Below are 23,612 nucleotides of genomic sequence, written 5' to 3'. Positions count from 1 at the left end.
GAAATTAAAGAAGATGACCCCTGTACAATACAGAAATCATCTCCTTAAAACAGCATAGACTCTTTTTCAATGTCCTTTACAAAGGGTACATTTTAGAGAATGCTGTACTTTTTATTACTTAGCTTATTCAGCTACGTATGGTAATAAAGCCATTTGACGAGAGCGTTTGATTGCAATCGTTAATTTACGTTGGTATTTCGCAGAAGTACCAGTTACACGACGAGGTAAAATTTTACCACGCTCAGAAACGAAACGTTTTAATAACTCAGTATCTTTGAAGTCGATTGTAGTGATGCCGTTTGAAGTAAAGTAACAAACTTTACGACGTTTAGCACGTCCACCTTTGCGTCCACCCATTGCCATTGTTATTTCCCTCCTCTACTTAAAATTAGTTTTTTAGTAATGTTAACCGTTCAACATTACACTGTTTTTATTATTAGAAAGGAAGATCGTCATCAGTAATATCAATCGTTTTGCTTGTCCCACCAAATGGATCATCATTAAAGCTAGGCTTTTGAGATGGTGCTTCGAAAGGATTTCCAGCGTTAAAACCTTGATTTTGTTGGTTCATACCGACTGAACCACCTTGGTTACCTGATGCATTTCTTGGTTCTAAGAATTGAACAGAGTCGGCTACAACTTCAGTTACATATACTCTCTTACCATCTTGACCATCAAAACTTCTAGTTTGAATACGACCCTCAACGCCAGCTAAGCTTCCTTTTTTCAAGAAATTTGCTACGTTTTCAGCAGGCTTTCTCCAGATAACGCAGTTAATAAAATCCGCTTCTCTTTCACCTTGCTGATTTGAGTAGGCACGATTCACCGCTAGAGTAAATGTTGCTACGGCAACCCCACTTGGTGTATAACGTAAGTCCGGATCCTTTGTTAAGCGACCTACAAGTACAACACGATTGATCATCTGATTCCTACCTCCCTAAAGCATTTAAAAAATATTATTTTTCTTCTTCACGGATAACGATATGGCGGATGATATCTTCGCTGATTTTCGCTAAACGATCGAATTCTTGTACTGCTTCTGGCTTAGCAGAAACGTTTACAAGCATGTAGTGTCCATCACGGAAATCGTTAATTTCATAAGCTAAACGACGTTTACCCCACTCTTTAACGTTTGTGATTTCAGCACCTTGTTCAGTTAAAACGCCGTTGAAACGCTCAACTAATGCTTTTTGTGCTTCGTCTTCCATGTTTGGACGAACGATGTACATGATTTCGTATTTATTCATCACAATGTCACCTCCTTTTGGTCTAACGGCCCACTTAAGGGCAAGGAGCAATTTAATTAATCACTCACGAGTTAAAATTATAGCATAGTTTTTTTAAGATAGCAAATCAATAATTCAGTTGCTATTTCATTAAACATTAAATCGGAAATGCATTACATCTCCATCTTGTACGATGTACTCTTTACCTTCAAGACGTACTTTACCTGCTTCTTTTGATGCTGTCATGTTACCATAAGTCGCTAAATCTTCAAAAGAAACTGTTTCTGCGCGAATAAAGCCACGTTCGAAGTCACTATGAATTACGCCAGCACATTGTGGAGCTTTCATGCCTTTTTTAAATGTCCAAGCTCTTACTTCTTGTACACCTGCAGTGAAATAAGTTGCCAATCCTAATAAAGAATAAGCTGCACGAATTAATTGATCTAAACCCGATTCTTCAATTCCAAGTTCTTGAAGGAATGTACGTTTCTCTTCATCATCTAACTCCGCAATTTCTTCTTCAATTTTTGCACTAATTACAATAACTTGAGAACCTTCTTTAGCTGCAAATTCTCTTACTTTTTCAACGTATTCGTTTGATGAAGCATCTGCGATTTCATCTTCGCCAACATTAGTGATGTAAAGCATTGGCTTAGTCGTTAATAAGTGTAATCCTTTTACTATTTTCATTTGCTCTTCCGTAAACTCTACTGAACGAGCTGGCTTGTCATTTTCAAATGCGTCTCTTAATTTTACTAAAATTTCATGTTCATAAGATGCATCTTTATCTTTTTGTTTCGCTAATTTAGCTACACGATCAATACGTTTTTCAACTGATTCTAAGTCTGCAAGAATTAGTTCTAAGTTAATTGTTTCAATATCTGCAATTGGATCTACTTTTCCAGATACGTGAGTAATATTATCATCTACAAAACAACGTACTACTTGGCAAATTGCGTCCACTTCACGAATATGAGATAAAAACTTATTTCCTAACCCTTCACCTTTACTTGCACCTTTCACGATCCCTGCGATATCAGTAAATTCAAAAGTTGTTGGAACAGTTTTTTTAGGTTGAACTAATTCAGTTAATTTTACTAAACGGTAATCTGGTACTTCTACCACACCTACGTTTGGATCAATTGTACAAAACGGATAGTTTGCTGATTCAGCACCCGCTTGTGTAATTGCATTAAATAATGTCGACTTTCCTACGTTTGGTAATCCTACGATTCCTGCTGTTAATGGCATATTTTCCACTCCTATACGAACTTAGTTAATCTTTCACAATTATATTGATTTCAAAAAAAAATAACAAGAAAATCTGAATATTAATTCTAAACATACGAAAGGTATCTAATATGAGCGATCCTTCAAATTGCTCTACTAGATACCCATTGATTTAAAAATCGTCCTACTCTTCAGATCGAACTAAAACCTTTTTTAATTTTCGTGTGAACTCTCTGCGAGGTATTAAAACGCTATGCTCACATCCCTCACATTTTAATCGAATGTCCATACCCATTCGAATAATTTTCCATCTGTTCACTCCACAAGGATGAGGTTTTTTCATTTCTACTATATCATTTAGGCTAAATTCTTTTTCTTCCATGTAAAAACTTCACTTCCTTAAAATAGTAGCATATAAACTATACATTCGCATTTTCATTTTTAGTTTCTGGTTGTTTATATAATACCATCTTTGGATACGAAATTTCTATGTTATTTCTTTCAAGTACTTCCTTAATTTCTTTTCGAATTGCTCTAGAGATTTTAAACTGTGTCATCGCTCTAACTTCTGAAGAGATTCGTAATGTTACTTCAGATGGTCCTAAGTTTTGTATCCCAAGAAACTCTGGAGGTTTTACCATTTCTTCATATCTAGCTGGCATAGTTTCTAAATGCTCTTCAATTACATTTTGCGCATGTTCAATATCGCCCTCATATGAAATACTAACATCGACCATTGCCACAGCATTATGTAATGAAAAATTGGTTACTTCAGTAATCATTCCATTTTGGATAATATGAAGCTCACCAGTTCCGCTTCTAATTTTAGTTGTTTTTAAACCAATTGATAGTACTGTTCCTTCGAAAGTTTGGACTCTAATGTAGTCACCAACTGAAAATTGATCTTCGAACAAAATAAAAAATCCAGAAATAATATCTTTTACTAAACTTTGTGCACCAAAACCAATTGCTACGCCACCAATCCCTGCTCCAACTAAAAGTCCTTTTATTTCCACACCAAATATCGGGAGAATCGTCAAAACAGCAATAAAGAATATTACATATGCAAGTACATTTTCCATCAATTTAATAAGTGTTACTGATCTTCTTTCTGATACTTGTAACGGTCCTCTAGCATTAACCTTTAAGAGATTACGGATTAACTTTCTTCCGAGTTTTACAGCCAATACTGAAACGATAATAATTAGCGCTATTTTTATTGATGAATTTAAAACTGTGTCCCATTGTTCCGGAGTTAGCATGCTTTTCTTTATTACTTTTTCAGCATTTTCTATTTTATCTGCTGCATTATTCATACTGTCTTTTTCCCCCTATCTATTTTCAAGTGACTTCAAACGTAATACTAAACGAATTATCATTTTAAAACTACAAATATGAACAAATGTAATAATAGTTTAATTTAATAACGAAGATCGCTTGATGAAAGTATAAATTATTTAAATTTTGCATAAACTAATACTACTCTCTTAAATGAAAAGTAGGCGATATTATGCAATTTTCAGCAAATCCTTTGCGTAACCTATTCAAGGATGATTATTCTGTATTTCTAGATGACGAAAACGCTATTAACAGATTTGCAGATCGTTTATGTAAGTCGCTTCCAAGTGTACACACTAAAGAAATTGTTTTTGTATGTATCGGAACTGACCGTTCTACGGGAGACTCTTTAGGTCCTTTAGTTGGAACCATGTTAGGAGAATTAAACTTAAGTAGGTTTCATTATTATGGTACTCTTGATGAGCCAATTCATGCGTTAAATCTTTCAGAACAACTTGAAAGAATTAAAGGCAAGTATAACAACCCTTTTATCATTGCTGTAGATGCCTGTTTAGGCAGAGTAAAAAGCATTGGTAGCGTGCGCTTATCCAATGGTCCGTTAAAACCTGGGGCTGCAATGAAAAAAGAATTACCTTTAGTAGGCGAGATTAACTTAACCGGTGTTGTAAATGTTAGTGGCTTTATGGAATTTTATGTTCTACAAAATACTAGATTAAGCCTTGTAATGAAAATGGCTAAGTTTATTGCGAATTCAATTAAAGAAACTGAAAGAAAATTTACGTGCCAATTAGATTTTTAACATACTAGTTTCCTAACTTTCAATTATAAAAAAGGTTAGATAAAAACAAAAAGGGAGTATTAACTGCATTGGAAGCCAACACATTTAATATTCCCTATGAGTCACTCATTTTATAATTGAAAGGATTCTCTCCAAATCCTCTTTGTTAAAGAATTGGATTTCTATTTTCCCTTTATCTTTAGCCGATTTAATTTTAACTGACGTTCCGAATTTTTCTTGTAAAAGATCCTCATATTCACTAAAAAATATGTTTTTAGTTGGATTTTTCTTTGATGTTTCACGTGAAACATTTTCATTTAGATCATTGACTAACGTTTCAACCTCACGAACGCTTAAGTTTTTTTCAATTACTTTTAGTGCGGTACCCTCAATTAATCCTTTTCGTTTTAGTCCTAAAAGTGCTCTTCCATGTCCCATTGAGAGCTTGCCTTCTTCGACCATTTTTTGAACAGAATTAGGTAAAGTTAAAATTCTTAAATAGTTAGCAATATGTGGACGACTTTTCCCAAGTTTCTTTGCCAGTTGTTCTTGTGTTAAGTGTAATTGTTCAATTAAAGTTTGATATGCTTCAGCTTCTTCAAGAGGATTTAAATCATCTCGCTGTAAATTTTCTAATACAGCTAACTCCATCATTTGCTCTTCAGTCAGATCTCTTACAATAACCGGAACTGTATTTAAACCCGCATTTTTTGCAGCGCGATATCGTCTTTCTCCAGCAACGATTTGGAAACCTTTTATGCTTTTTCTAGCAATGATTGGTTGAAGAATCCCATGTTCAATCACTGATTGAGTTAATTCTAACATTGCAGTCTCATCAAACACTTTGCGAGGTTGGTATGGATTAGGTCTAAGTTCTTTAAGATCAATTTCCTGGACTAACTCTTCTTGTTGATTAATATCTTGAAAAAATGCTCCAATACCTTTTCCTAAACCTTTAGCCATTATCAATCACTTCCTTTGCTAGATCGAGATATACTTCTGCACCTCTTGACTTTGGATCATATGTAATGATCGGTTTACCATGACTTGGTGCTTCACTTAAGCGTACATTTCTTGGAATAATTGATTTATAGACGCGATCTTGAAAATATTTTTTTACTTCTTCTATAACTTGGAGCCCTAAATTTGTACGAGCATCTAGCATTGTTAACAATACGCCTTCAATTGCTAAATTTTTATTTAAATGTTTTTGTACTAAACGTACGGTACTTAATAGCTGACTTAAACCTTCAAGTGCGTAATACTCACACTGAACTGGAATTATAATTGAATCAGAAGCAGTTAGTGAGTTTAAAGTTAATAAACCTAATGATGGAGGACAATCTATTAAAATATAATCATAGTTACCTTTTACTGTATCTAAAGCACGCTTTAATCGTACTTCTCTAGAAATAGTAGGTACTAATTCAATTTCAGCTCCAGCAAGTTGAATTGTTGCTGGAATAATATCAAAATTTGGAATAGCAGTGTTTAAAATGACATTTTTCGCCTCAACATCATCAACTAATACATTGTAAACACACTGATTGACATCAGCTTTTTCAATTCCAATACCACTAGTTGCATTACCTTGAGGATCTATATCGACTAGTAATACTTTTTTTCCTAAATGAGCTAAACAAGCACTTAAATTAACCGATGTTGTAGTCTTACCAACACCACCTTTTTGATTAGCTATAGAGATTACTTTAACCACTATGTAATCTACTCCTTCCACAACAAACAATTCTTATTATCTATTTTACCATGAATAGATTCATCGTTGTGCTTAGATTTAAAAATGAAAAAAAAATTCACCACTGAAAAGAGGTGAATTTAATGTTTATTTTTTTGGTATTTTAATTGTTATCTGGTAATAGTCATCATTTTCTTCTTCTTGACTATCAATATTCATACCTGTTTTAGTAACCATTTGTAAAGATTCGCGGATCGTATTCATCGCAATTCTAATGTCTTTACTTATGGCCTTAAATTTGCGTTTAGCCTTCGGTTTTTTCTCTGTAAGTAATGTAACTACTCGTTCTTCTGTTTGTTTAACATTCAACTGTTTTTCAATTATTTCGTGAAGAAGAGTAATTTGTAATTGAGGCAACTTTAATGGAATAAGTGCTCGTGCATGACGTTCCGTAATCGACTTATCCAATAATGCTTGTTGTATTTCCCCAGGAAGTTTCAACAATCTCAATTTATTTGCAACAGTCGATTGGCCTTTACCTAGTCGCTGAGCTAGTGCCTCTTGAGTTAAGTTATGTAAATCAATTAGTTTTTGGTAAGCTACGGCTTCTTCAAAAGGTGATAGTTCTTCACGTTGTAAATTTTCAATAAGAGCGACGGAGGCAGTCTCTGTATCGTTAAACGTTTTCACAATTGCAGGAATTGTATCCCAACCTAAAGATGAAACAGCTCTGAATCTTCTTTCCCCGGCAATTATTTCATAAAAGTTTGGTCTAATTTCCCTAACAACAATTGGTTGAATAATACCATGAGTTCGAATCGTTAGCGCTAGTTCTTTAATTTTTTCATCATCAAAGAATGTTCTAGGCTGATACTGATTCGGTACAATGTCCGATACTGGAATTTGGCGAATAACTTCATTACTCGAAACCGAATTTTGAACATCATCACTAATTTCTTTTTCTGATAAGCCAAATAACCTAGATAATGTGCTTTTCAATGTGATTCCCACCCTTTTAGAATTTCGTTCACAATAGAATAAACATAACAAATGTTTCACGTGAAACATTTGTTAGTTTATCATATTAAATCTCTAATGGTTCTTTACCAGGAGTACCCGGTTTACGAGGGTACTTAGTTGGCGTTTTACGTTTCTTTTCTACTATAACAATATTTCGATCACTGTCTTCGCTTGGGAGAGTGAAGTGATTAATTGATTTAACTTCTCCACCAAGTGTTTTTATAGCATAATTTGCTTTTTCCAACTCGTCTTGACCAGCAGCACCTTTAAGTGCAACAAAATGGCCATTTTGTCTAACAAGTGGTAAGCATAATTCAGTTAAAACAGACATTCTAGCAACTGCTCTAGCAGTTACAACATCGAAAGATTCTCTCATACCAGTTCTTTTAGCAAAAGTTTCTGCTCGATCATGAATAAATGATACATTCTCTAATTGTAATTCCTTCGCTAAATGGTTTAGAAATGTAATCCTTTTTTGAAGGGAGTCTACGATCGTTAATTTGATAGATGGGAAACATATTTTAATTGGGATAGAGGGGAAGCCCGCTCCTGCACCAATGTCACATAAAGTAATTTCATCAGCGAAGTCGAAATAAAAAGCAGCGCTAATTGAATCATAAAAATGCTTTAAATATACTTCGTCTTCTTCTGTAATAGCAGTTAAATTCATTTTATTATTCCACTCAACTAATGTGTGGAAATATATGTCAAATTGTTTTAATTGAAAATCAGACAAATGGATTCCTTTATCTTTAAGAGCAGCGATAAATTGTTCTTTATTCACTAGTAATACCCCTATCTATTATTAGTTCGATATTCTTGCAATTTTTCCTTGTTCTAAATAAACAAGTAGAATTGAAATATCTGCTGGATTAACACCAGATATACGAGAAGCTTGACCTACTGATAGAGGACGCACTTGCTCAAGCTTTTGTCTTGCCTCAGTAGCAAGGCCGTGAATAGCTTGATAATCGATATTTTCAGGGATTTTCTTTAAATCCATTCTTTTCATACGTTCTACTTGATTTAATGATTTTTCAATATAACCTTCGTACTTAATTTGTATTTCAACTTGCTCTTTAACATCTGAATGTAAGTCTTTTTCAGATGGAGCAATAAGATGAATATGTTCATAAAGCATTTCAGGACGACGTAAAAGATCTGCTGCACGAATGCCATCTTTCAGTTCGCTACCACCATTTTTTGCAATTAATTCCTGCACTTCTTTTGTCGGTCTTAATTGCGTTGCTTTTAAACGCTCTATTTCTTCTTCAATTAACATTTTCTTTTGTTCAAACTCTGCATATCTTTCATCATTTATTAAACCAAGTCTTTGACCGATTTTAGTTAAACGTAAATCAGCATTATCGTGACGTAATAATAATCGATATTCTGCTCTAGAAGTAAGAAGACGGTATGGTTCATTTGTCCCTTTCGTTACTAGGTCATCTATTAAAACACCAATATAAGCTTCAGAGCGATCTAAAATTAACTCTTCTTTATCTAGTGAACGACATGCAGCGTTGATTCCTGCGATTAAACCTTGACCCGCTGCTTCTTCATAACCCGAAGTTCCGTTAATTTGACCAGCAGTATACAGGTTCTTAATTTGCTTAAGTTCCAATGTTGGACGTAATTGAGTGGGTACAATCGCATCATATTCAATTGCATATCCAGTTCTCATCATTTGAACATTTTCAAGACCTGCAATCGAACGAAGCATCTTTTCCTGTACATCTTCAGGTAAACTAGTTGATAATCCTTGTACATAAACTTCTTGAGTATTTCTTCCTTCTGGCTCTAAGAAAATTTGATGTCTCGGTTTATCATTAAATCGAACAACTTTATCCTCAATAGAAGGACAATAGCGTGGCCCAGTACCTTTAATCATACCAGAGTACATCGGCGAACGGTGTAAGTTATCGTCGATGATTTGATGTGTAGTTTCACTTGTATAAGTTAACCAACAAGGAATTTGTTCTGTTTCAACCGGTTCTGTTTCGAATGAAAATGCACGAGGTACATCATCACCAGGTTGTATTTCTGTTTTTGAATAATCAATACTATGACTATTTACACGAGGAGGTGTACCTGTTTTAAAACGAACAAGTTCAATTCCTAATTCCTCTAAGTGCTCGGAAAGCTTAATTGCTGGTTGTTGATTATTAGGACCACTTGAATATTTTAATTCTCCTACAATAATTTCTCCGCGTAAGAAAGTACCAGTTGTAATGACAACTGTCTTTGAACGATAAATTGCACCAGTTTGTGTAATTACACCTGTGCATTGTCCATCTTCTACAATTAATCTTTCTACTAAACCTTGCTTTAGTGTAAGATTCTCTGTATTTTCAATGGTTTTCTTTAATTCGTGCTGATAAGCAAATTTATCCGCTTGAGCACGCAATGCGCGTACTGCCGGACCTTTACCTGTATTTAACATTCTCATTTGAATATGTGTTTTATCGATATTTCGACCCATTTCACCGCCAAGTGCATCAATTTCACGTACAACAATCCCCTTGGCAGGACCACCTACTGAGGGGTTACAGGGCATAAATGCGACCATATCGAGATTTATTGTCAGCATTAATGTTTTTGCACCCATTCGAGCAGATGACAAACCGGCTTCACATCCAGCATGACCAGCTCCAATAACGATTACATCATAATTGCCTGCTTCAAAACTCATTTTTTCTCCTCCTAACCATTTTATTTTCCTAAACAGAATTGAGAAAATAGCTGGTTGATTAAACTTTCCTGAACTGTATCACCAACGATTTCACCTAACAATTCCCATGCTCTTGTTAAGTCAATCTGTACTAAGTCAATAGGCATACCATTTTTCATTGCCTCAATTGCATCATTAATTGTATGTTCTGATTGTTTTAATAGCGCAATATGTCTAGCATTAGATAAATAAGTTAAATCTTGTGCCTCAATTTGCCCTTCAAAATATAAGTTGGCTATTGCTTTTTCTAAATCATCAATTCCTTTTTCTTCTTTTAAGGAAGTCGTAACAATTGTAGCATTACCAACTAAAGCTTTTACTTCATTCAGATCAAGCTTTTGTGACAAATCTGTTTTGTTAATGATCACAATTACATCTTTACCGCTCATTTCGGCAAATAATTTACGGTCTTCTTCAATTAATTGCTCATTATTATTTAAAACAAATAAAACTAAATCAGCCAAATTCAATACTTTTTTAGATCTTTCAACACCGATTGCTTCGACAACATCCTTAGTTTCACGAATACCGGCTGTATCTATTAGGCGTAATGGTACACCTTTTACATTTACGTATTCTTCAATAACATCACGCGTTGTACCTGGAATATCAGTAACAATTGCCTTGCTTTCCTGAACTAGTGTGTTTAAAAGTGACGATTTCCCAACATTAGGTCTACCTATAATGACAGTAGATAGTCCTTCACGTAAAATCTTACCTTGTTTTGATGTTTCTAGCAGTTTTTGTATTTCAACTCGAACTATTTTTGCTTTTTCAATTAAAACAGTATTGGTCATTTCTTCAACATCATCATATTCAGGGTAATCAATATTTACTTCAATATGAGCTAAAATCTCAAGTAATGTTTGCCTTAAGCTATTAACTAACTTCGACAATCGACCTTCTACTTGATTCATTGCGATCGCCATTGCCCTGTCAGTCTTTGAACGAATTAAGTCCATTACTGCTTCTGCCTGAGATAGGTCGATTCGTCCATTAAGAAATGCTCTTTTTGTAAATTCACCAGGCTCCGCTAATCTAGCCCCTTGTGATAGTACTAATTCAAGTACTTTGTTAACCGAAAAAATTCCACCATGACAATTTATTTCGACAACATCTTCACGTGTAAACGTTTTTGGTGCTCTTAAGATCGAGACCATAACTTCCTCAACAGTATTACCGGAACTTGGATCGACTAAATGTCCGTAATGAATTGTGTGTGAATCTACTATATTTAAATCTTTTTCTTTAAATAATTTATTCGCTATTTGAACAGCTTCATCGCCACTTAATCGAACGATGGCAATTGCACCTTCGCCTTTTGGGGTCGATATGGCTGTAATTGTATCGAATTCCATCAAAAAATCACCTCGGAGCATGTTAAACTAAAGTTAACATGTTACTTCTAAATCTATAGCATAGCATAAAGAATTTTATAATTGAATGTTTTTATATTATAACCGTACGAAAGTACAAGTAAACTTAAATGACTTGAATGAAGAACATTAAAAAACCAATTAAGGCTCAGCCCTTAATTGGTTTCTTTAAATCTATAACTAATTGACGATGCGGATCTTGCCCTACGGACTTTGTAGAGATATTTGGCATATCTGTCAGTATATGATGTATTATTTTTCTTTCGAAAGAAGGCATTGGCTCTAAAGAGATCGCTTTTCTTGTTTTTAAAACTGTTTGAGCAGTCTTTTTTGCAAGAATTTCTAGTGACTCTTTACGTTTTAATCGATAATTCTCTGCGTCAACGACAACATGAATCAATTGTTTTGAATGACGATTTACAAATGTTTGAACTAAGAATTGAAGAGCATTTAAAGTATTACCTCTTTTTCCAATAATAAGGGCAACTTTATCACCCTTTACTGTAAATAAGAAGGATTGTTCCTTCGTACCTTGCAATTCGAAATTTATATCTGCAGTTTCATCAAGACTTTTAACAATATTTAAAAGGTAGTCGTATGCTTTTTCGATTAAAGTCTTCTTTTTAACAACTAATACTTTAGCAGGTTTAGCACCAAATCCTAAAAATCCTTTTTTGCCGTCTTCGATTACTGTAATTTCTACGTCTTCTTCTGTTGAACTAAGTTGCTGAAGTGCTATTTGAACTGCTTGTTCGATTGTTTGACCAGTAGCAGTTACTTCTCTCACTTACTAGCCCCTCCTACATTGTTATTTTTAACGGTAGTATTACCTCTATTAACAAATAATGTTTGAAGAATCATAAATGTATTACCAACTACCCAATATAAAGCTAAAGCAGATGGAAGTCTAACAGCAAATATTAAAATCATGATTGGCATAACATAAAGCATGATTTTCATTTGTTGAGCAGCAGGTCCCGTCATTGAACCAGTACTCATTGATACCTTTTGTTGAATGAAAGTTGTAATACCAGCGATGATTGGTAAAGCATAAATTGGATCCGGATGTCCTAATTGGAACCATAAGAAGTCATGGGCTTTAATTTCCATTGTTCTCATAATTGCATGATAGAAAGCAATTAAGATTGGCATTTGAATAAAAATTGGTAAACAACCAGATAGTGGGTTTACACCATGTTGTTGGTACAACTTCATTGTTTCTTCATTTAATTTTTGGACAGTTTTTTGGTCCTTAGAAGAATATTTTTCTTTAAGTTTGGCCATTTCAGGCTGGATTGACTGCATCGCTTTCGTGCTTTTAATTTGTTTAATCATTAACGGTAGTAATGCTAAACGGATTAAAAGTGTTACGACGATAATCGACATTCCATAACTTCCACCAAAAATTTTAGATACAGCTGTGATTAACCATGATAGTGGATAAACGAAATACTCATTCCAAATCCCCGTACTTTCAGATGTAATCGGTTGGTTTGTTTGCGAACACCCAGCTAACACGACTACTAGTAAAAGAACTGTAACTAGCAATTGGTACTTCTTAGTCTTCAAACTAGTTCCTCCTTTAAGAAGTTACATTTAAATATGTAATTACTTAATTTGATTTTTATCTAATTTATGTTTTGAATCACGTATTTTAAGCGCTTCCGCCCTTTTCAACACATGAAGTAAACTTTTTTTAAATTCATTAAAAGGTAGTTCAGTACAGGGCTTTCTTGCGATCACAACATAATCCATATTCACACGAAGATCATCACTTAATTCAGTAAGAGCTTGTCTTATATACCGCTTAATATGATTTCTCTCTACAGCATTACCTAACTTCTTACTAACAGATAATCCTATACGAAATTGCTTTTGATCTTCTTTTTTTAATGTATAGATTACAAATTGTCGATTTGCAGTTGACGATCCCTTTTGAAAAACGCGACTAAAATCTGCATTCTTTTTTATTCTGTTTTTCTTGTTCATGTTCTACTGACACCTCAAATGATTCCTTCAATTATCATAACAATTTTTTTATAAAAAATGAGGCCTTTTTTACTTACAAATTGTGACATAAAAGCAAAAAAGGCCTTCTTATTAGTGAAAAAGACCACTGTTGACAGTGGCCTACGCAGATAATACTTTTCTTCCTTTACGACGACGAGCTGCTAGAACTTTACGTCCATTTGCAGTGCTCATACGGCTACGGAAACCATGTACTTTGCTGCGTTTACGTTTGTTTGGTTGAAATGTTCTTTTCATTATATGACACCTCCCTGAGGAATTACTGTAATAGACAGTCCTATAAATTATAAAGAATAACTACTATTAATGTCAATGTAAGATGTTAAATCATGATGAATAATTATTTCCAATTTGTGAAGAATGGTTGATCCAGTGAGTTTTAATCAGAAATAAATAAAAGAAAGTCACTCAATTTAATAAAAGAAATGTGATTTACTCCTATCATTTCCCTCCAATAAATTTATAAACGATTAATTCGAGCAAAAATATGGTGTCGAAAGATTTTTTGAAACGTGCTTTTAAGTGAATAAAAAAATCTACAAAAAACTACTACTTTCCCTTTTCTTAAAATTGTTAAGTGCTCTGTGGATAATATTTTTCAACACATTTTTTACCCACAACAGTTACCGACAACTTTTACACAAGTTCTTTTTCTGTGGACAATTTTTTTAAACAAGTGGATTAGCATGTGGATAACATTAACTATTCATTGAAATAGCTAAAGATTTTTGATATTATTAATTTGTTTTCCACTTTGGACAAGTTGTTTATTATTTTTATTTGTCCACAGATGTTAATAACTTGTGGACAGGTTTTACACTTGTACCATTTTAAAGTTATCCACATGGGTGAATACTGTCAAATAAAGTGGTTTTTTGCAGTTTTATAAAATAACGCATATTCAAAGACATGAATAAAAATAAATACTTAATTTGTGTGCTTGTACAAAAGTTGAACAAGCTTTGTAAGGAGGGATTACTGTTTGGAGAATATAGGGGATCTGTGGTCCAGGGTTCTAGCAGAAATAGAAAAAAAAATAAGTAAACCAAGCTTTGAAACATGGCTAAAATCAACAAAGGCATTTTCTTTAAAGAATGATACTTTAACAATTATTGCCCCAAATGAATTCGCCCGTGATTGGCTTGAGTCAAAGTATTCATCATTGATAATGGATACAGTTTTAGAAATAACTGGAGCTGAATTAGAAATTAAATTTATCCTTCCTCAAAATCATGTAGAAGAAATAGAGATGAATATACCGGCAGTTAAAGCAAAAGTAAAATTTGAGGAACCAGTAGAGTTCAATCAAAGTATGTTAAACCCTAAATACACTTTTGATACTTTCGTAATTGGTTCAGGTAACCGTTTCGCCCATGCAGCATCATTAGCGGTTGCTGAGGCACCTGCAAAAGCCTATAACCCATTATTTATATATGGGGGCGTTGGGTTAGGAAAAACCCACTTAATGCACGCAATTGGACACTATGTACTTGAGCATAATCCAAATGCCAAAGTCGTTTATTTATCATCAGAAAAGTTTACAAATGAGTTCATTAATTCAATTCGTGATAATAAAGCAATTGAATTTAGAAATAAATATCGTAATGTAGACGTACTACTTATAGATGATATTCAGTTCTTAGCTGGAAAAGAACAAACACAGGAAGAATTTTTCCATACGTTTAATACTCTTCATGAAGAAAGTAAACAAATCATTATCTCAAGTGACCGACCACCTAAAGAAATTCCTACATTAGAAGATCGACTTCGCTCACGATTTGAATGGGGCCTTATTACGGATATCACACCACCAGATTTAGAAACTAGGATCGCGATTTTACGTAAAAAGGCTAAGGCCGAGGGGTTAGATATTCCAAATGAGGTAATGTTATATATTGCAAATCAAATTGATACGAATATACGTGAATTAGAAGGAGCTCTTATTCGAGTAGTCGCTTATTCATCGTTAATTAACAAGGATATAAACGCTAGTGTGGCCGCTGAAGCCTTAAAGAATTTAATTACAGCGACGAAGCCTAAAATAGTATCAATACATGACATTCAACGAACAGTTGGAGAATTTTTTAGTATTAAATTAGAGGATTTTAAAGCAAAGAAACGCACAAAATCTGTAGCCTTCCCAAGACAGATTGCAATGTATCTTTCAAGAGAGCTTACAGACCATTCTTTACCTAAAATAGGAGAAGAGTTTGGAGGCCGAGATCATACAACAGTTATTCATGCGCATGAAAAAATTTCAAAATTAGTTGAAACTGACTCACAGCTGCAATCTCAAATTAAAGAAATCAATGAAAAATTAAATCAGTAGAGTTATTTACCTGTGCATAACTTTCTCTCTTTTTTACACAGTCTATCCACATGTTGATAGACTTATTTTTCTTTAATAAAATAGAGTTATCCACAAATTCACAGGCCCTACTACTATTACTATATTATTTTATAAATTATATAAGGAGTACAAACAATGAAATTTACTGTACAAAAAGATCATCTTGTTAAAGCTGTACAAGAGGTTATGAGAGCTGTTTCATCAAGAACAACTATTCCAATCTTAACTGGTATTAAACTAGTCGTTACAAATGAAGGACTAACTTTCACAGGTAGTGATTCAGATATATCTATAGAATCTTATTTACCAACAGTATTGGATGACCAACAACTAGTTGATGTAAAACAAACTGGAAGCATTGTATTAAATGCTCGATATTTTAGTGATATTGTAAAAAAATTACCTTCAGATTTTGTCGAACTAGAGTCTGATAATAATCATGTAACAACAATAAAAGCCGGAAAAACTGAATTTAGCTTAAATGGCTTTGATTCTGAGGAATATCCACTACTTCCTCAAATTGAAGAACATGAAACAATTTCTATTTCTGCAGATTTATTAAAATTTATGATTCGTCAAACAGTTTTTGCAGTATCAACTTCAGAAACTAGACCAATTTTAACCGGTGTAAACTGGAAAATTGAAAATGGTGATCTAACATGTATAGCGACAGATAGCCACCGACTAGCTTTAAGACAGGCTAAAATTGACGGAAGCTCTACAACAAGTGAATTTAAAGCTAGCGTAGTAATTCCTGGGAAAAGTCTAAATGAATTAAGTAAAATTCTAGATGACAATGATGAAAAAGTTGAAATCGTCTTAACAGAACATCAAGCTTTATTTAAGACAAAACATCTATTATTCTTTACCCGATTATTAGAAGGAAATTATCCGGATACATCAAAGTTAATTCCAAGTGAAAGTAAAACGGAACTAACTGTAATGACGAAAGAATTCTTACAAGCTATTGATCGTGCTTCTTTATTAGCAAGGGAAGGTAGAAATAATGTTGTTCACTTAGAAACGGTTGGTAATTCAGTGGTCAATGTTTCTTCGTATTCTCCTGAAATCGGTAAAGTAGTAGACGAAATTGTTTGCGAGGATATTAAAGGCGAAGAGTTAAAAATTTCTTTTAGTGCGAAATATGTTATGGATGCATTAAAAGCAATTGAAAGCCCAGAAATTTATATTCAATTTACGGGGGCTATGAGACCATTTTTAATTCGTACTGTAAATGATTCAAGAACATTGCAATTAATTTTACCAGTTCGCACATACTAGTTAGTAAATACGATCGAAAGGGGCTGACCTAATAGAATGTACTAGCAATCTCCAACCAGCAGAATGAATAAGGAATTTATTCTACAAATTTGTTTGGGGAGTGCATAGTACATTTAGGTCAGTCTTTTTGTACTTAATAGACAAAATAAGGGTTAAGTGTTTTTTTTCTTACAGAAGTTTAGTACAATTAAGGAATGGATAAATGAGGGTGATAAAAAATGAAAACAGAAAAAGTTAAAATAAGTACAGAGTATATTACATTAGGTCAATTTTTAAAGCTTGCGGGTGTAATTGATACAGGCGGAATGGCTAAATGGTTTCTATCGGAGCATGAAATTTTTGTGAACAATGAACCTGAGAACAGAAGAGGAAAAAAATTAGTCCTAAATGATACAATTTCTATAACTGGAAAAGGTTCGTATATTATAACTTCATAAGTTTTGGGGGAATCCCATTGTATATTAAAGATTTACAACTAAAACAATATCGTAATTATGAAAAACTTGAATTAAATTTTCAAAATAATGTTAATGTCATTATTGGTGAGAATGCTCAAGGTAAAACAAATTTAATGGAATCCATTTATGTGCTAGCTTTAACAAAGTCTCATCGAACAAGTAATGACAAAGAAATGATACGTTGGGATGAAGAATATGGTACAATAAAGGGTACGTTACAGAAAAAAAATCAGCAAGTAACACTACAGCTAATCCTCTCAAAGAAAGGTAAGAAAGCAAAGCTGAACCATCTTGAACAGATGAAGTTAAGTCAATATATAGGCGTGATGAATGTCGTTATGTTTGCACCGGAAGATTTACACTTAGTAAAAGGTAGTCCGCAAGTGCGTCGTAAATTCCTAGATATGGAACTAGGACAAGTTTCGCCTGTTTACCTACATGAACTGAGTCAGTACCAAAGAATCCTCCAACAGCGAAATTCACTACTAAAAACATTACAAACTAGCCGAGATCGGAACTATTTAATGCTTGAAGTCCTAACATCTCAGCTTGTAAAACATGCCGTAAAAATAATTGAAAAACGAATTTCGTTCATCAAATTACTACAGGATTGGGCATCGCCTATTCATAGTCAAATTTCTAGAGAGACCGAAAAGCTAGAAATTATATATAAACCAAGCATTAATGTATCAGATTTAACACATTTGACGAAAATGGAAGATGAGTACATAAAACAATTCGAAGCTGAAAAAGAGCGTGAAGTATCAAGAGGTACTACATTGCTTGGTCCGCATAGAGATGACCTAGTTTTTATGGTAAATGATAAAAACGTTCAAACTTTTGGATCGCAAGGACAGCAGCGGACAACAGCTCTTTCATTAAAACTAGCAGAAATTGAACTGATTAAGGAGGAAGTTGGAGAATATCCTATACTTTTATTAGATGATGTTCTTTCAGAGCTAGATGACTATCGTCAAACACATTTATTAAATGCAATTCAAAATAAAGTACAGACTTTTGTCACAACAACAAGTGTCGACGGAATTCAGCACGAAACGATAAAACAAGCTAATATTATAAATGTTTCACATGGAACAATAGTAAATGATTCTCAATAAGTAAATTTTTAAAATCACTAAGCCGCCTAATAAGCATAGCTAAAATTTATAGATTCTTTTATGTAAAATAAGAAAAGTAGGTGAGTGTTCATGACAATGGATCAGAAGCAAATGCAAGAACAAAATTATGATGAAAGCCAAATACAAGTTCTGGAAGGCCTAGAAGCTGTTCGTAAAAGACCAGGAATGTATATCGGTTCAACAAGCGGAAAAGGATTACATCATTTAGTTTGGGAAATTGTTGATAATAGTATTGATGAAGCATTAGCAGGATATTGTGATGAAATCAATGTCATTATAGAAGAGGACAACAGTATTACTGTTAAAGATAATGGTCGTGGAATTCCAGTAGGTATACATGAGAAAATGGGAAGACCTGCATTAGAAGTAATTATGACAGTACTACATGCTGGAGGTAAATTCGGCGGTGGCGGATATAAAGTATCAGGTGGATTACACGGAGTTGGTGCTTCGGTTGTTAATGCTCTTTCTACTTTATTAGAAGTCCATGTTCATCGTGAGGGTAATATTTACTACCAACAGTTTGCAAAAGGTGTTCCTGTGGCTGATATGAGCATTGTTGGTGAATCAGAAATAACAGGTACTATTACACATTTTAAACCAGATGAAGAAATTTTTACTGAAACGACAGTGTATGAATTTGATACTCTAGCAAATCGCTTAAGAGAACTTGCTTTTTTAAATCGAGGTCTACGTTTAACAATCGAAGACCGCAGAGAAAATAATCAAAAGAAAGAGTACCACTATGAAGGTGGAATTAAATCTTATGTTGAACATTTAAATCGTTCAAAAGAAGTTATTCACGAAGAACCGATTTTTGTTATCGGTGAAAAAGATGGTATAACTGTTGAGATTGCTCTTCAATATAACGAGAGCTATACAAGTAATATCTACTCATTCACAAATAATATTAATACTCATGAAGGTGGTACACATGAAGTTGGATTTAAAACTGCCTTAACGAGAGTAATAAATGATTATGGACGTAAAAACGGATTAATTAAAGAACAAGATAGTAATTTATCTGGTGAAGATGTACGTGAAGGTTTAACAGCGATCGTTTCTATTAAACATCCAGATCCCCAATTTGAAGGGCAAACAAAAACAAAGCTAGGTAATAGTGAAGTTCGTACTATCACTGAGCAAGTTTTTGGTGAGAAGTTAGATAAATTCTTATTAGAAAACCCAACTGAGGCTCGAAAAATAGTTGAAAAAGGTTTAATGGCTGCTAGAGCACGTATGGCTGCAAAAAAAGCACGTGAATTAACAAGAAGAAAAAGTGCATTAGAAGTTTCAAGTTTGCCCGGGAAATTAGCTGATTGCTCTTCAAAAGATTCATCTATTAGTGAGATTTATATCGTAGAGGGTGACTCAGCTGGAGGAAGCGCAAAACAAGGTCGTGATCGTCATTTCCAAGCAATATTACCGTTACGTGGGAAAATCATAAATGTTGAAAAAGCTCGTTTAGATAAAATCTTATCAAATAATGAAGTACGTTCAATGATTACTGCTTTTGGTACAGGAATTGGTGAAGAATTCAATATTGAAAAAGCACGGTACCATAAAATTATCATAATGACTGATGCCGATGTTGATGGAGCGCATATCCGTACTTTATTGTTAACGTTCTTATATCGATATATGCGTCAAATTATTGAGAGTGGATATATTTATATTGCTCAACCACCTTTATTTAAAATTCAGCAAGGTAAGAAAGTCCAATACGCTTATAATAATAAGCAAATGGAAGAAATACTTTCAAATTTATCTGCGGTACCAAAACCAGTTATCCAACGATATAAAGGTTTAGGAGAGATGAACCCTGAACAATTATGGGAAACAACAATGAACCCTGAAACAAGAACGCTACTTCAAGTAAATCTTCAAGACGCAATTGAAGCGGACGAAACGTTTGAAACATTGATGGGTGAAAAAGTAGAACCAAGACGTAATTTTATTCAAGACAATGCTAAGTACGTAAAGAATTTAGATATTTAATAAGTAAATATAAAAGGAGCAATCATGCTCCTTTTCGTACATAGAAACGTAAAATAAAGGGAGGTGCCGATGTTGAACGAAAATCAACAAATCAAAGAAATTAACATTAGTAATGAGATGCGTAATTCCTTCCTAGATTATGCAATGAGTGTAATTGTATCGCGAGCATTACCGGATGTTAGAGATGGCTTAAAGCCTGTACACCGAAGAATCTTATATGCGATGAATGATTTAGGCATGACGGCAGAAAAAGCTTATAAAAAATCAGCTCGTATTGTTGGTGAAGTAATTGGTAAGTATCATCCACATGGTGACGCTGCGGTTTATGAAACGATGGTACGAATGGCGCAAGATTTTAACTTCCGCTATATGCTTGTAGATGGCCATGGGAACTTTGGTTCAGTAGACGGAGATGCTGCAGCGGCAATGCGTTATACAGAAGCTAGAATGTCTAAAATTTCAATGGAATTAATCCGTGATATTAATAAAAATACAATTGATTACCAAGATAATTATGATGGATCTGAACGAGAACCAATTGTTTTACCAGCTCGTTTTCCTAACTTACTTGTTAACGGTGCTACAGGTATTGCGGTTGGTATGGCTACAAATATTCCACCACACCAATTAGGCGAGATAATTGATGGTGTTCTTGCTTTAAGTAAAGATCCTGAACTTACTACTCAGGAACTTATGGAATATATTCAAGGACCTGACTTCCCTACTTCAGGAATGATTCTAGGTAAATCTGGGATTCGTAAAGCTTATGAAACTGGTAAAGGCTCTATTATTATCAGAGGTAAAGTTGAAATTGAAGAAAAAGCTAACGGAAGACAAACAATTATCGTTACTGAATTACCATATCAAGTAAATAAAGCGAAGTTAGTAGAGCGAATTGCAGAACTGGTTCGTGACAAAAAAATTGATGGTATTACAGACCTTCGAGATGAATCCGACAGAAACGGTATGCGTATTGTCATTGAAGTAAGAAGAGATGCAAATGCAAATGTATTATTAAATAATTTATATAAACAAACTGCTATACAAACAAGCTTTGGTATAAACCTTTTAGCGCTAGTTAACGGCGAACCTAAAGTTTTATCTTTAAAAAGCTGCTTAAAACATTACCTAGATCATCAAATTGAAGTTATTAAACGTAGAACTAAATTTGAATTAGAAAAAGCAGAAGCTCGTGCACATATTTTAGAAGGTTTAAAAGTAGCTTTAGATCATTTAGATGCAGTAATTAGCTTAATTAGAGCTTCGCAAACTGGAGAAATTGCTAAGAATGGTTTAATGGAAACATTCTCTTTATCAGAAAAACAAGCTCAAGCAATTTTAGATATGAGGTTACAACGCTTAACTGGTTTAGAACGTGAAAAAATTGAAGAAGAATATCAAGAATTAATTAAATTAATTGCAGAATTGAAGGCTATTCTTGCAGATGAAGAGCGTGTTCTTGAAATTATTCGTGAAGAGTTAACTCAATTAAAAGAACAATATAATGATAAACGTAGAACTGCAATTGTTCCTGGTGGAGTTGAAATGATCGAAGATGAAGATTTAATTCCAGTAGAAAACATTATCGTTAGCTTAACGCATAATGGATATATCAAACGATTACCAATTTCTACTTATCGTTCTCAACGTAGAGGTGGCCGAGGTATTCAAGGAATGGGAACAAATGATGATGATTTCCTAGAACATTTACTAACCACTTCGACTCATGATACGATTTTATTCTTTACAAACAAAGGAAAAGTATATCGTTCTAAAGGTTATGAAATCCCTGAATATAGCCGTACTGCTAAAGGACTTCCAATTGTAAACTTACTAGAAATTGATAAGGATGAAAGTATAAATGCTATAATCCCAGTTAGTGAATTTTTAGATGACTGGTATTTATTCTTTACTACTAAACAAGGTATTGCAAAGCGTGTTCCATTATCTGCTTTCGCAAATATTCGTACAAACGGATTAATCGCCATTAATTTAAAAGAAGATGATGATGTAATCTCTGTACGTTTAACTGATAGTACAAAAGATATAGTAGTAGGTACATCAAAAGGTATGATTATCCGTTTTAATGAAGAAGATGTTAGATCTATGGGTAGAACAGCTACAGGTGTTAAAGCAATTACACTTTCTGACGATGATTATGTTGTAGGGATGGAAGTAGTTGAGGAACACTTAGATATTCTAGTAGTTACAGAACACGGATTTGGTAAACGAACTGCTCAAGAAGAGTACCGTATTCAAAGTCGTGGAGGAAAAGGTCTAAAAACACTTAATGTTACAGAGAAAAATGGTAAAATGATTTCATTAAAATGTGTAAGTGATGAAGAAGATTTAATGTTAATTACTGAATCTGGTGTAATCATTCGTATGCCAATTGATCAAATCTCACGTTTAGGGCGTGTTACACAAGGTGTAAAATTAATTAAATTAGATCAAGAAGGTCATGTTGCTACTGTTGCTATTGCAGCTAAAGAAGAGGAAGTTGAAACTGAAGATGAAGCAGACAACGAAGCTGAATCATTATCTCTAGAAAGCGAAGATACTACTGAAACAACAGAGGAATAGATGATTAGTAAAGAGAGAACAAATAAGTTCTCTCTTTATTTGTATTTATCTAATAGAAGAGTTGATTACGTTTCAAATGCGATTGGAAGGAATATAGATATCATGAAAATACATTTGTTGAATTAGATTATTATCTTTTCAATAGTATTTAGATAAATATATTTACGATATTAATATTTTAGTTAATACAGCAATCGCCAAAATGATAGGTTTTTCGCCTGAAATTTAATTAATATATTTTTTTGAAATTATTTTATAAAAACTATTGACCAAGGTTGTTGGATTTGTTATTATATAGAAGTCGCCAAGAGATACGGACGACAAAATGAACTTTGAAAACTAAACAAAACATGAAGTAAACGTCAATTATTAGTTTTTTGAGCAATACAAGATTTAAACTTAACTTTTATGGAGAGTTT

General features: G+C 33.6%; 23 protein-coding genes. 7 read left to right on the top strand and 16 right to left on the bottom strand.

From position 1 onward, the window contains the following. Positions 1-123 precede the first annotated feature (123 nt). From rpsR to ACFVRR_RS23600, 6 genes are all read right to left on the bottom strand, one after another. Positions 124-357, bottom strand: a complete 234-nt coding sequence (rpsR, locus tag ACFVRR_RS23625; protein WP_056467298.1) for a 30S ribosomal protein S18 — start codon at positions 355-357, stop codon at positions 124-126. Between the two features lie 79 nt (positions 358-436). After that, positions 437-922: a single-stranded DNA-binding protein gene (ssb, locus tag ACFVRR_RS23620; protein ID WP_335409248.1), complete on the bottom strand. Its 486-nt coding sequence runs from the start codon at positions 920-922 to the stop codon at positions 437-439. Between the two features lie 34 nt (positions 923-956). Continuing rightward, entirely contained in the window at positions 957-1,247 is a 291-nt protein-coding gene (rpsF, locus tag ACFVRR_RS23615) for a 30S ribosomal protein S6 (RefSeq protein ID WP_025568958.1), read from the bottom strand. A 129-nt stretch (positions 1,248-1,376) separates the two neighbouring features. Then, a complete protein-coding gene (ychF, locus tag ACFVRR_RS23610) occupies positions 1,377-2,477 on the bottom strand; it encodes a redox-regulated ATPase YchF (RefSeq protein ID WP_335484545.1) in 1,101 nt (366 codons plus the stop codon). A gap of 163 nt (positions 2,478-2,640) precedes the next feature. Further along, positions 2,641-2,838 (bottom strand): DUF951 domain-containing protein, encoded by a 198-nt coding sequence (locus ACFVRR_RS23605; RefSeq protein ID WP_056467168.1) that lies wholly within the window; start codon positions 2,836-2,838, stop codon positions 2,641-2,643. A gap of 37 nt (positions 2,839-2,875) precedes the next feature. Next, positions 2,876-3,772: a mechanosensitive ion channel family protein gene (locus ACFVRR_RS23600; protein WP_387333168.1), complete on the bottom strand. Its 897-nt coding sequence runs from the start codon at positions 3,770-3,772 to the stop codon at positions 2,876-2,878. 194 nt (positions 3,773-3,966) lie between these two features. Between ACFVRR_RS23600 and yyaC the strand changes: the two genes are divergently transcribed. Further along, positions 3,967-4,554, top strand: coding sequence for a spore protease YyaC (yyaC, locus tag ACFVRR_RS23595; RefSeq protein WP_049813552.1), 588 nt, complete (start codon positions 3,967-3,969; stop codon positions 4,552-4,554). 105 nt (positions 4,555-4,659) lie between these two features. Here the strand turns inward: yyaC and ACFVRR_RS23590 are convergent, their stop codons facing one another. From ACFVRR_RS23590 to rpmH, 10 genes are all read right to left on the bottom strand, one after another. Next, a complete protein-coding gene (locus tag ACFVRR_RS23590; RefSeq protein ID WP_387333166.1) occupies positions 4,660-5,496 on the bottom strand; it encodes a ParB/RepB/Spo0J family partition protein in 837 nt (278 codons plus the stop codon). Continuing rightward, positions 5,489-6,250, bottom strand: a complete 762-nt coding sequence (locus ACFVRR_RS23585; RefSeq protein WP_025568951.1) for a ParA family protein — start codon at positions 6,248-6,250, stop codon at positions 5,489-5,491. Before ACFVRR_RS23585 ends, ACFVRR_RS23590 begins: the two co-directional genes overlap by 8 nt. 126 nt (positions 6,251-6,376) lie before the next feature. Continuing rightward, positions 6,377-7,228, bottom strand: a complete 852-nt coding sequence (gene noc / locus ACFVRR_RS23580) for a nucleoid occlusion protein (protein WP_387333164.1) — start codon at positions 7,226-7,228, stop codon at positions 6,377-6,379. An 85-nt stretch (positions 7,229-7,313) separates the two neighbouring features. Continuing rightward, complete coding sequence (gene rsmG, locus ACFVRR_RS23575; RefSeq protein WP_387333162.1) at positions 7,314-8,033, bottom strand: 16S rRNA (guanine(527)-N(7))-methyltransferase RsmG; 720 nt, start codon at positions 8,031-8,033, stop codon at positions 7,314-7,316. Between the two features lie 21 nt (positions 8,034-8,054). Then, positions 8,055-9,941, bottom strand: coding sequence for a tRNA uridine-5-carboxymethylaminomethyl(34) synthesis enzyme MnmG (gene mnmG / locus ACFVRR_RS23570; protein WP_097976418.1), 1,887 nt, complete (start codon positions 9,939-9,941; stop codon positions 8,055-8,057). Positions 9,942-9,961: 20 nt separating this feature from the next. Beyond that, positions 9,962-11,338, bottom strand: a complete 1,377-nt coding sequence (gene mnmE / locus ACFVRR_RS23565; RefSeq protein WP_387333160.1) for a tRNA uridine-5-carboxymethylaminomethyl(34) synthesis GTPase MnmE — start codon at positions 11,336-11,338, stop codon at positions 9,962-9,964. A gap of 166 nt (positions 11,339-11,504) precedes the next feature. Beyond that, entirely contained in the window at positions 11,505-12,143 is a 639-nt protein-coding gene (gene jag, locus ACFVRR_RS23560; RefSeq protein WP_387333158.1) for an RNA-binding cell elongation regulator Jag/EloR, read from the bottom strand. Continuing rightward, on the bottom strand, positions 12,140-12,925 hold the full coding sequence (spoIIIJ, locus tag ACFVRR_RS23555) for a YidC family membrane integrase SpoIIIJ (RefSeq protein ID WP_069033639.1): 786 nt from the start codon (positions 12,923-12,925) through the stop codon (positions 12,140-12,142). Before spoIIIJ ends, jag begins: the two co-directional genes overlap by 4 nt. 39 nt (positions 12,926-12,964) lie before the next feature. Beyond that, positions 12,965-13,345 carry a ribonuclease P protein component gene (rnpA, locus tag ACFVRR_RS23550; protein ID WP_387333156.1) on the bottom strand — a complete coding sequence of 127 codons (381 nt, stop codon included), beginning with the start codon at positions 13,343-13,345 and terminating at the stop codon, positions 12,965-12,967. Between the two features lie 141 nt (positions 13,346-13,486). Continuing rightward, positions 13,487-13,621: a 50S ribosomal protein L34 gene (rpmH, locus tag ACFVRR_RS23545; RefSeq protein ID WP_056467137.1), complete on the bottom strand. Its 135-nt coding sequence runs from the start codon at positions 13,619-13,621 to the stop codon at positions 13,487-13,489. Between the two features lie 745 nt (positions 13,622-14,366). Here rpmH and dnaA point away from each other — a divergent pair. The 6 genes from dnaA (at position 14,367) to gyrA (ending at position 23,193) form a co-directional block, all read left to right on the top strand. Continuing rightward, the gene (dnaA, locus tag ACFVRR_RS23540) at positions 14,367-15,713 is read left to right on the top strand and encodes a chromosomal replication initiator protein DnaA (RefSeq protein ID WP_098429559.1); all 1,347 of its coding nucleotides are present in this window, start codon (positions 14,367-14,369) and stop codon (positions 15,711-15,713) included. Positions 15,714-15,869: 156 nt separating this feature from the next. Continuing rightward, positions 15,870-17,015 (top strand): DNA polymerase III subunit beta, encoded by a 1,146-nt coding sequence (dnaN, locus tag ACFVRR_RS23535; RefSeq protein ID WP_387333153.1) that lies wholly within the window; start codon positions 15,870-15,872, stop codon positions 17,013-17,015. Between the two features lie 218 nt (positions 17,016-17,233). After that, a complete protein-coding gene (yaaA, locus tag ACFVRR_RS23530) occupies positions 17,234-17,452 on the top strand; it encodes a S4 domain-containing protein YaaA (protein WP_387333152.1) in 219 nt (72 codons plus the stop codon). A gap of 17 nt (positions 17,453-17,469) precedes the next feature. Further along, a complete protein-coding gene (gene recF, locus ACFVRR_RS23525) occupies positions 17,470-18,591 on the top strand; it encodes a DNA replication/repair protein RecF (protein WP_387333150.1) in 1,122 nt (373 codons plus the stop codon). 96 nt (positions 18,592-18,687) lie between these two features. After that, entirely contained in the window at positions 18,688-20,610 is a 1,923-nt protein-coding gene (gene gyrB, locus ACFVRR_RS23520; RefSeq protein ID WP_387333173.1) for a DNA topoisomerase (ATP-hydrolyzing) subunit B, read from the top strand. A gap of 72 nt (positions 20,611-20,682) precedes the next feature. Next, a complete protein-coding gene (gene gyrA, locus ACFVRR_RS23515; protein WP_387333171.1) occupies positions 20,683-23,193 on the top strand; it encodes a DNA gyrase subunit A in 2,511 nt (836 codons plus the stop codon). The last annotated feature ends 419 nt before the right edge of the window (positions 23,194-23,612 follow it).

The sequence above is a fragment of the Gottfriedia sp. NPDC057948 genome (assembly GCF_042887255.1).
Lineage (GTDB): Bacteria > Bacillota > Bacilli > Bacillales > Bacillaceae_G > Gottfriedia.
Note: the sequence above shows the minus strand (reverse complement) of the source record. Positions and strands in the feature narration are given on the sequence as shown.

Coding starts and splice junctions, on each gene's coding strand:
- rpsR (WP_056467298.1), bottom strand. CDS start 357: ATGGGTGGACGCAAAGGTGGACGTGCTAAACGTCGTAAAGTTTGTTAC.
- ssb (WP_335409248.1), bottom strand. CDS start 922: ATGATCAATCGTGTTGTACTTGTAGGTCGCTTAACAAAGGATCCGGAC.
- rpsF (WP_025568958.1), bottom strand. CDS start 1,247: ATGAATAAATACGAAATCATGTACATCGTTCGTCCAAACATGGAAGAC.
- ychF (WP_335484545.1), bottom strand. CDS start 2,477: ATGCCATTAACAGCAGGAATCGTAGGATTACCAAACGTAGGAAAGTCG.
- ACFVRR_RS23605 (WP_056467168.1), bottom strand. CDS start 2,838: ATGGAAGAAAAAGAATTTAGCCTAAATGATATAGTAGAAATGAAAAAA.
- ACFVRR_RS23600 (WP_387333168.1), bottom strand. CDS start 3,772: ATGAATAATGCAGCAGATAAAATAGAAAATGCTGAAAAAGTAATAAAG.
- yyaC (WP_049813552.1), top strand. CDS start 3,967: ATGCAATTTTCAGCAAATCCTTTGCGTAACCTATTCAAGGATGATTAT.
- ACFVRR_RS23590 (WP_387333166.1), bottom strand. CDS start 5,496: ATGGCTAAAGGTTTAGGAAAAGGTATTGGAGCATTTTTTCAAGATATT.
- mnmG (WP_097976418.1), bottom strand. CDS start 9,941: ATGAGTTTTGAAGCAGGCAATTATGATGTAATCGTTATTGGAGCTGGT.
- mnmE (WP_387333160.1), bottom strand. CDS start 11,338: ATGGAATTCGATACAATTACAGCCATATCGACCCCAAAAGGCGAAGGT.
- rnpA (WP_387333156.1), bottom strand. CDS start 13,345: ATGAACAAGAAAAACAGAATAAAAAAGAATGCAGATTTTAGTCGCGTT.
- rpmH (WP_056467137.1), bottom strand. CDS start 13,621: ATGAAAAGAACATTTCAACCAAACAAACGTAAACGCAGCAAAGTACAT.
- dnaN (WP_387333153.1), top strand. CDS start 15,870: ATGAAATTTACTGTACAAAAAGATCATCTTGTTAAAGCTGTACAAGAG.
- yaaA (WP_387333152.1), top strand. CDS start 17,234: ATGAAAACAGAAAAAGTTAAAATAAGTACAGAGTATATTACATTAGGT.
- gyrB (WP_387333173.1), top strand. CDS start 18,688: ATGGATCAGAAGCAAATGCAAGAACAAAATTATGATGAAAGCCAAATA.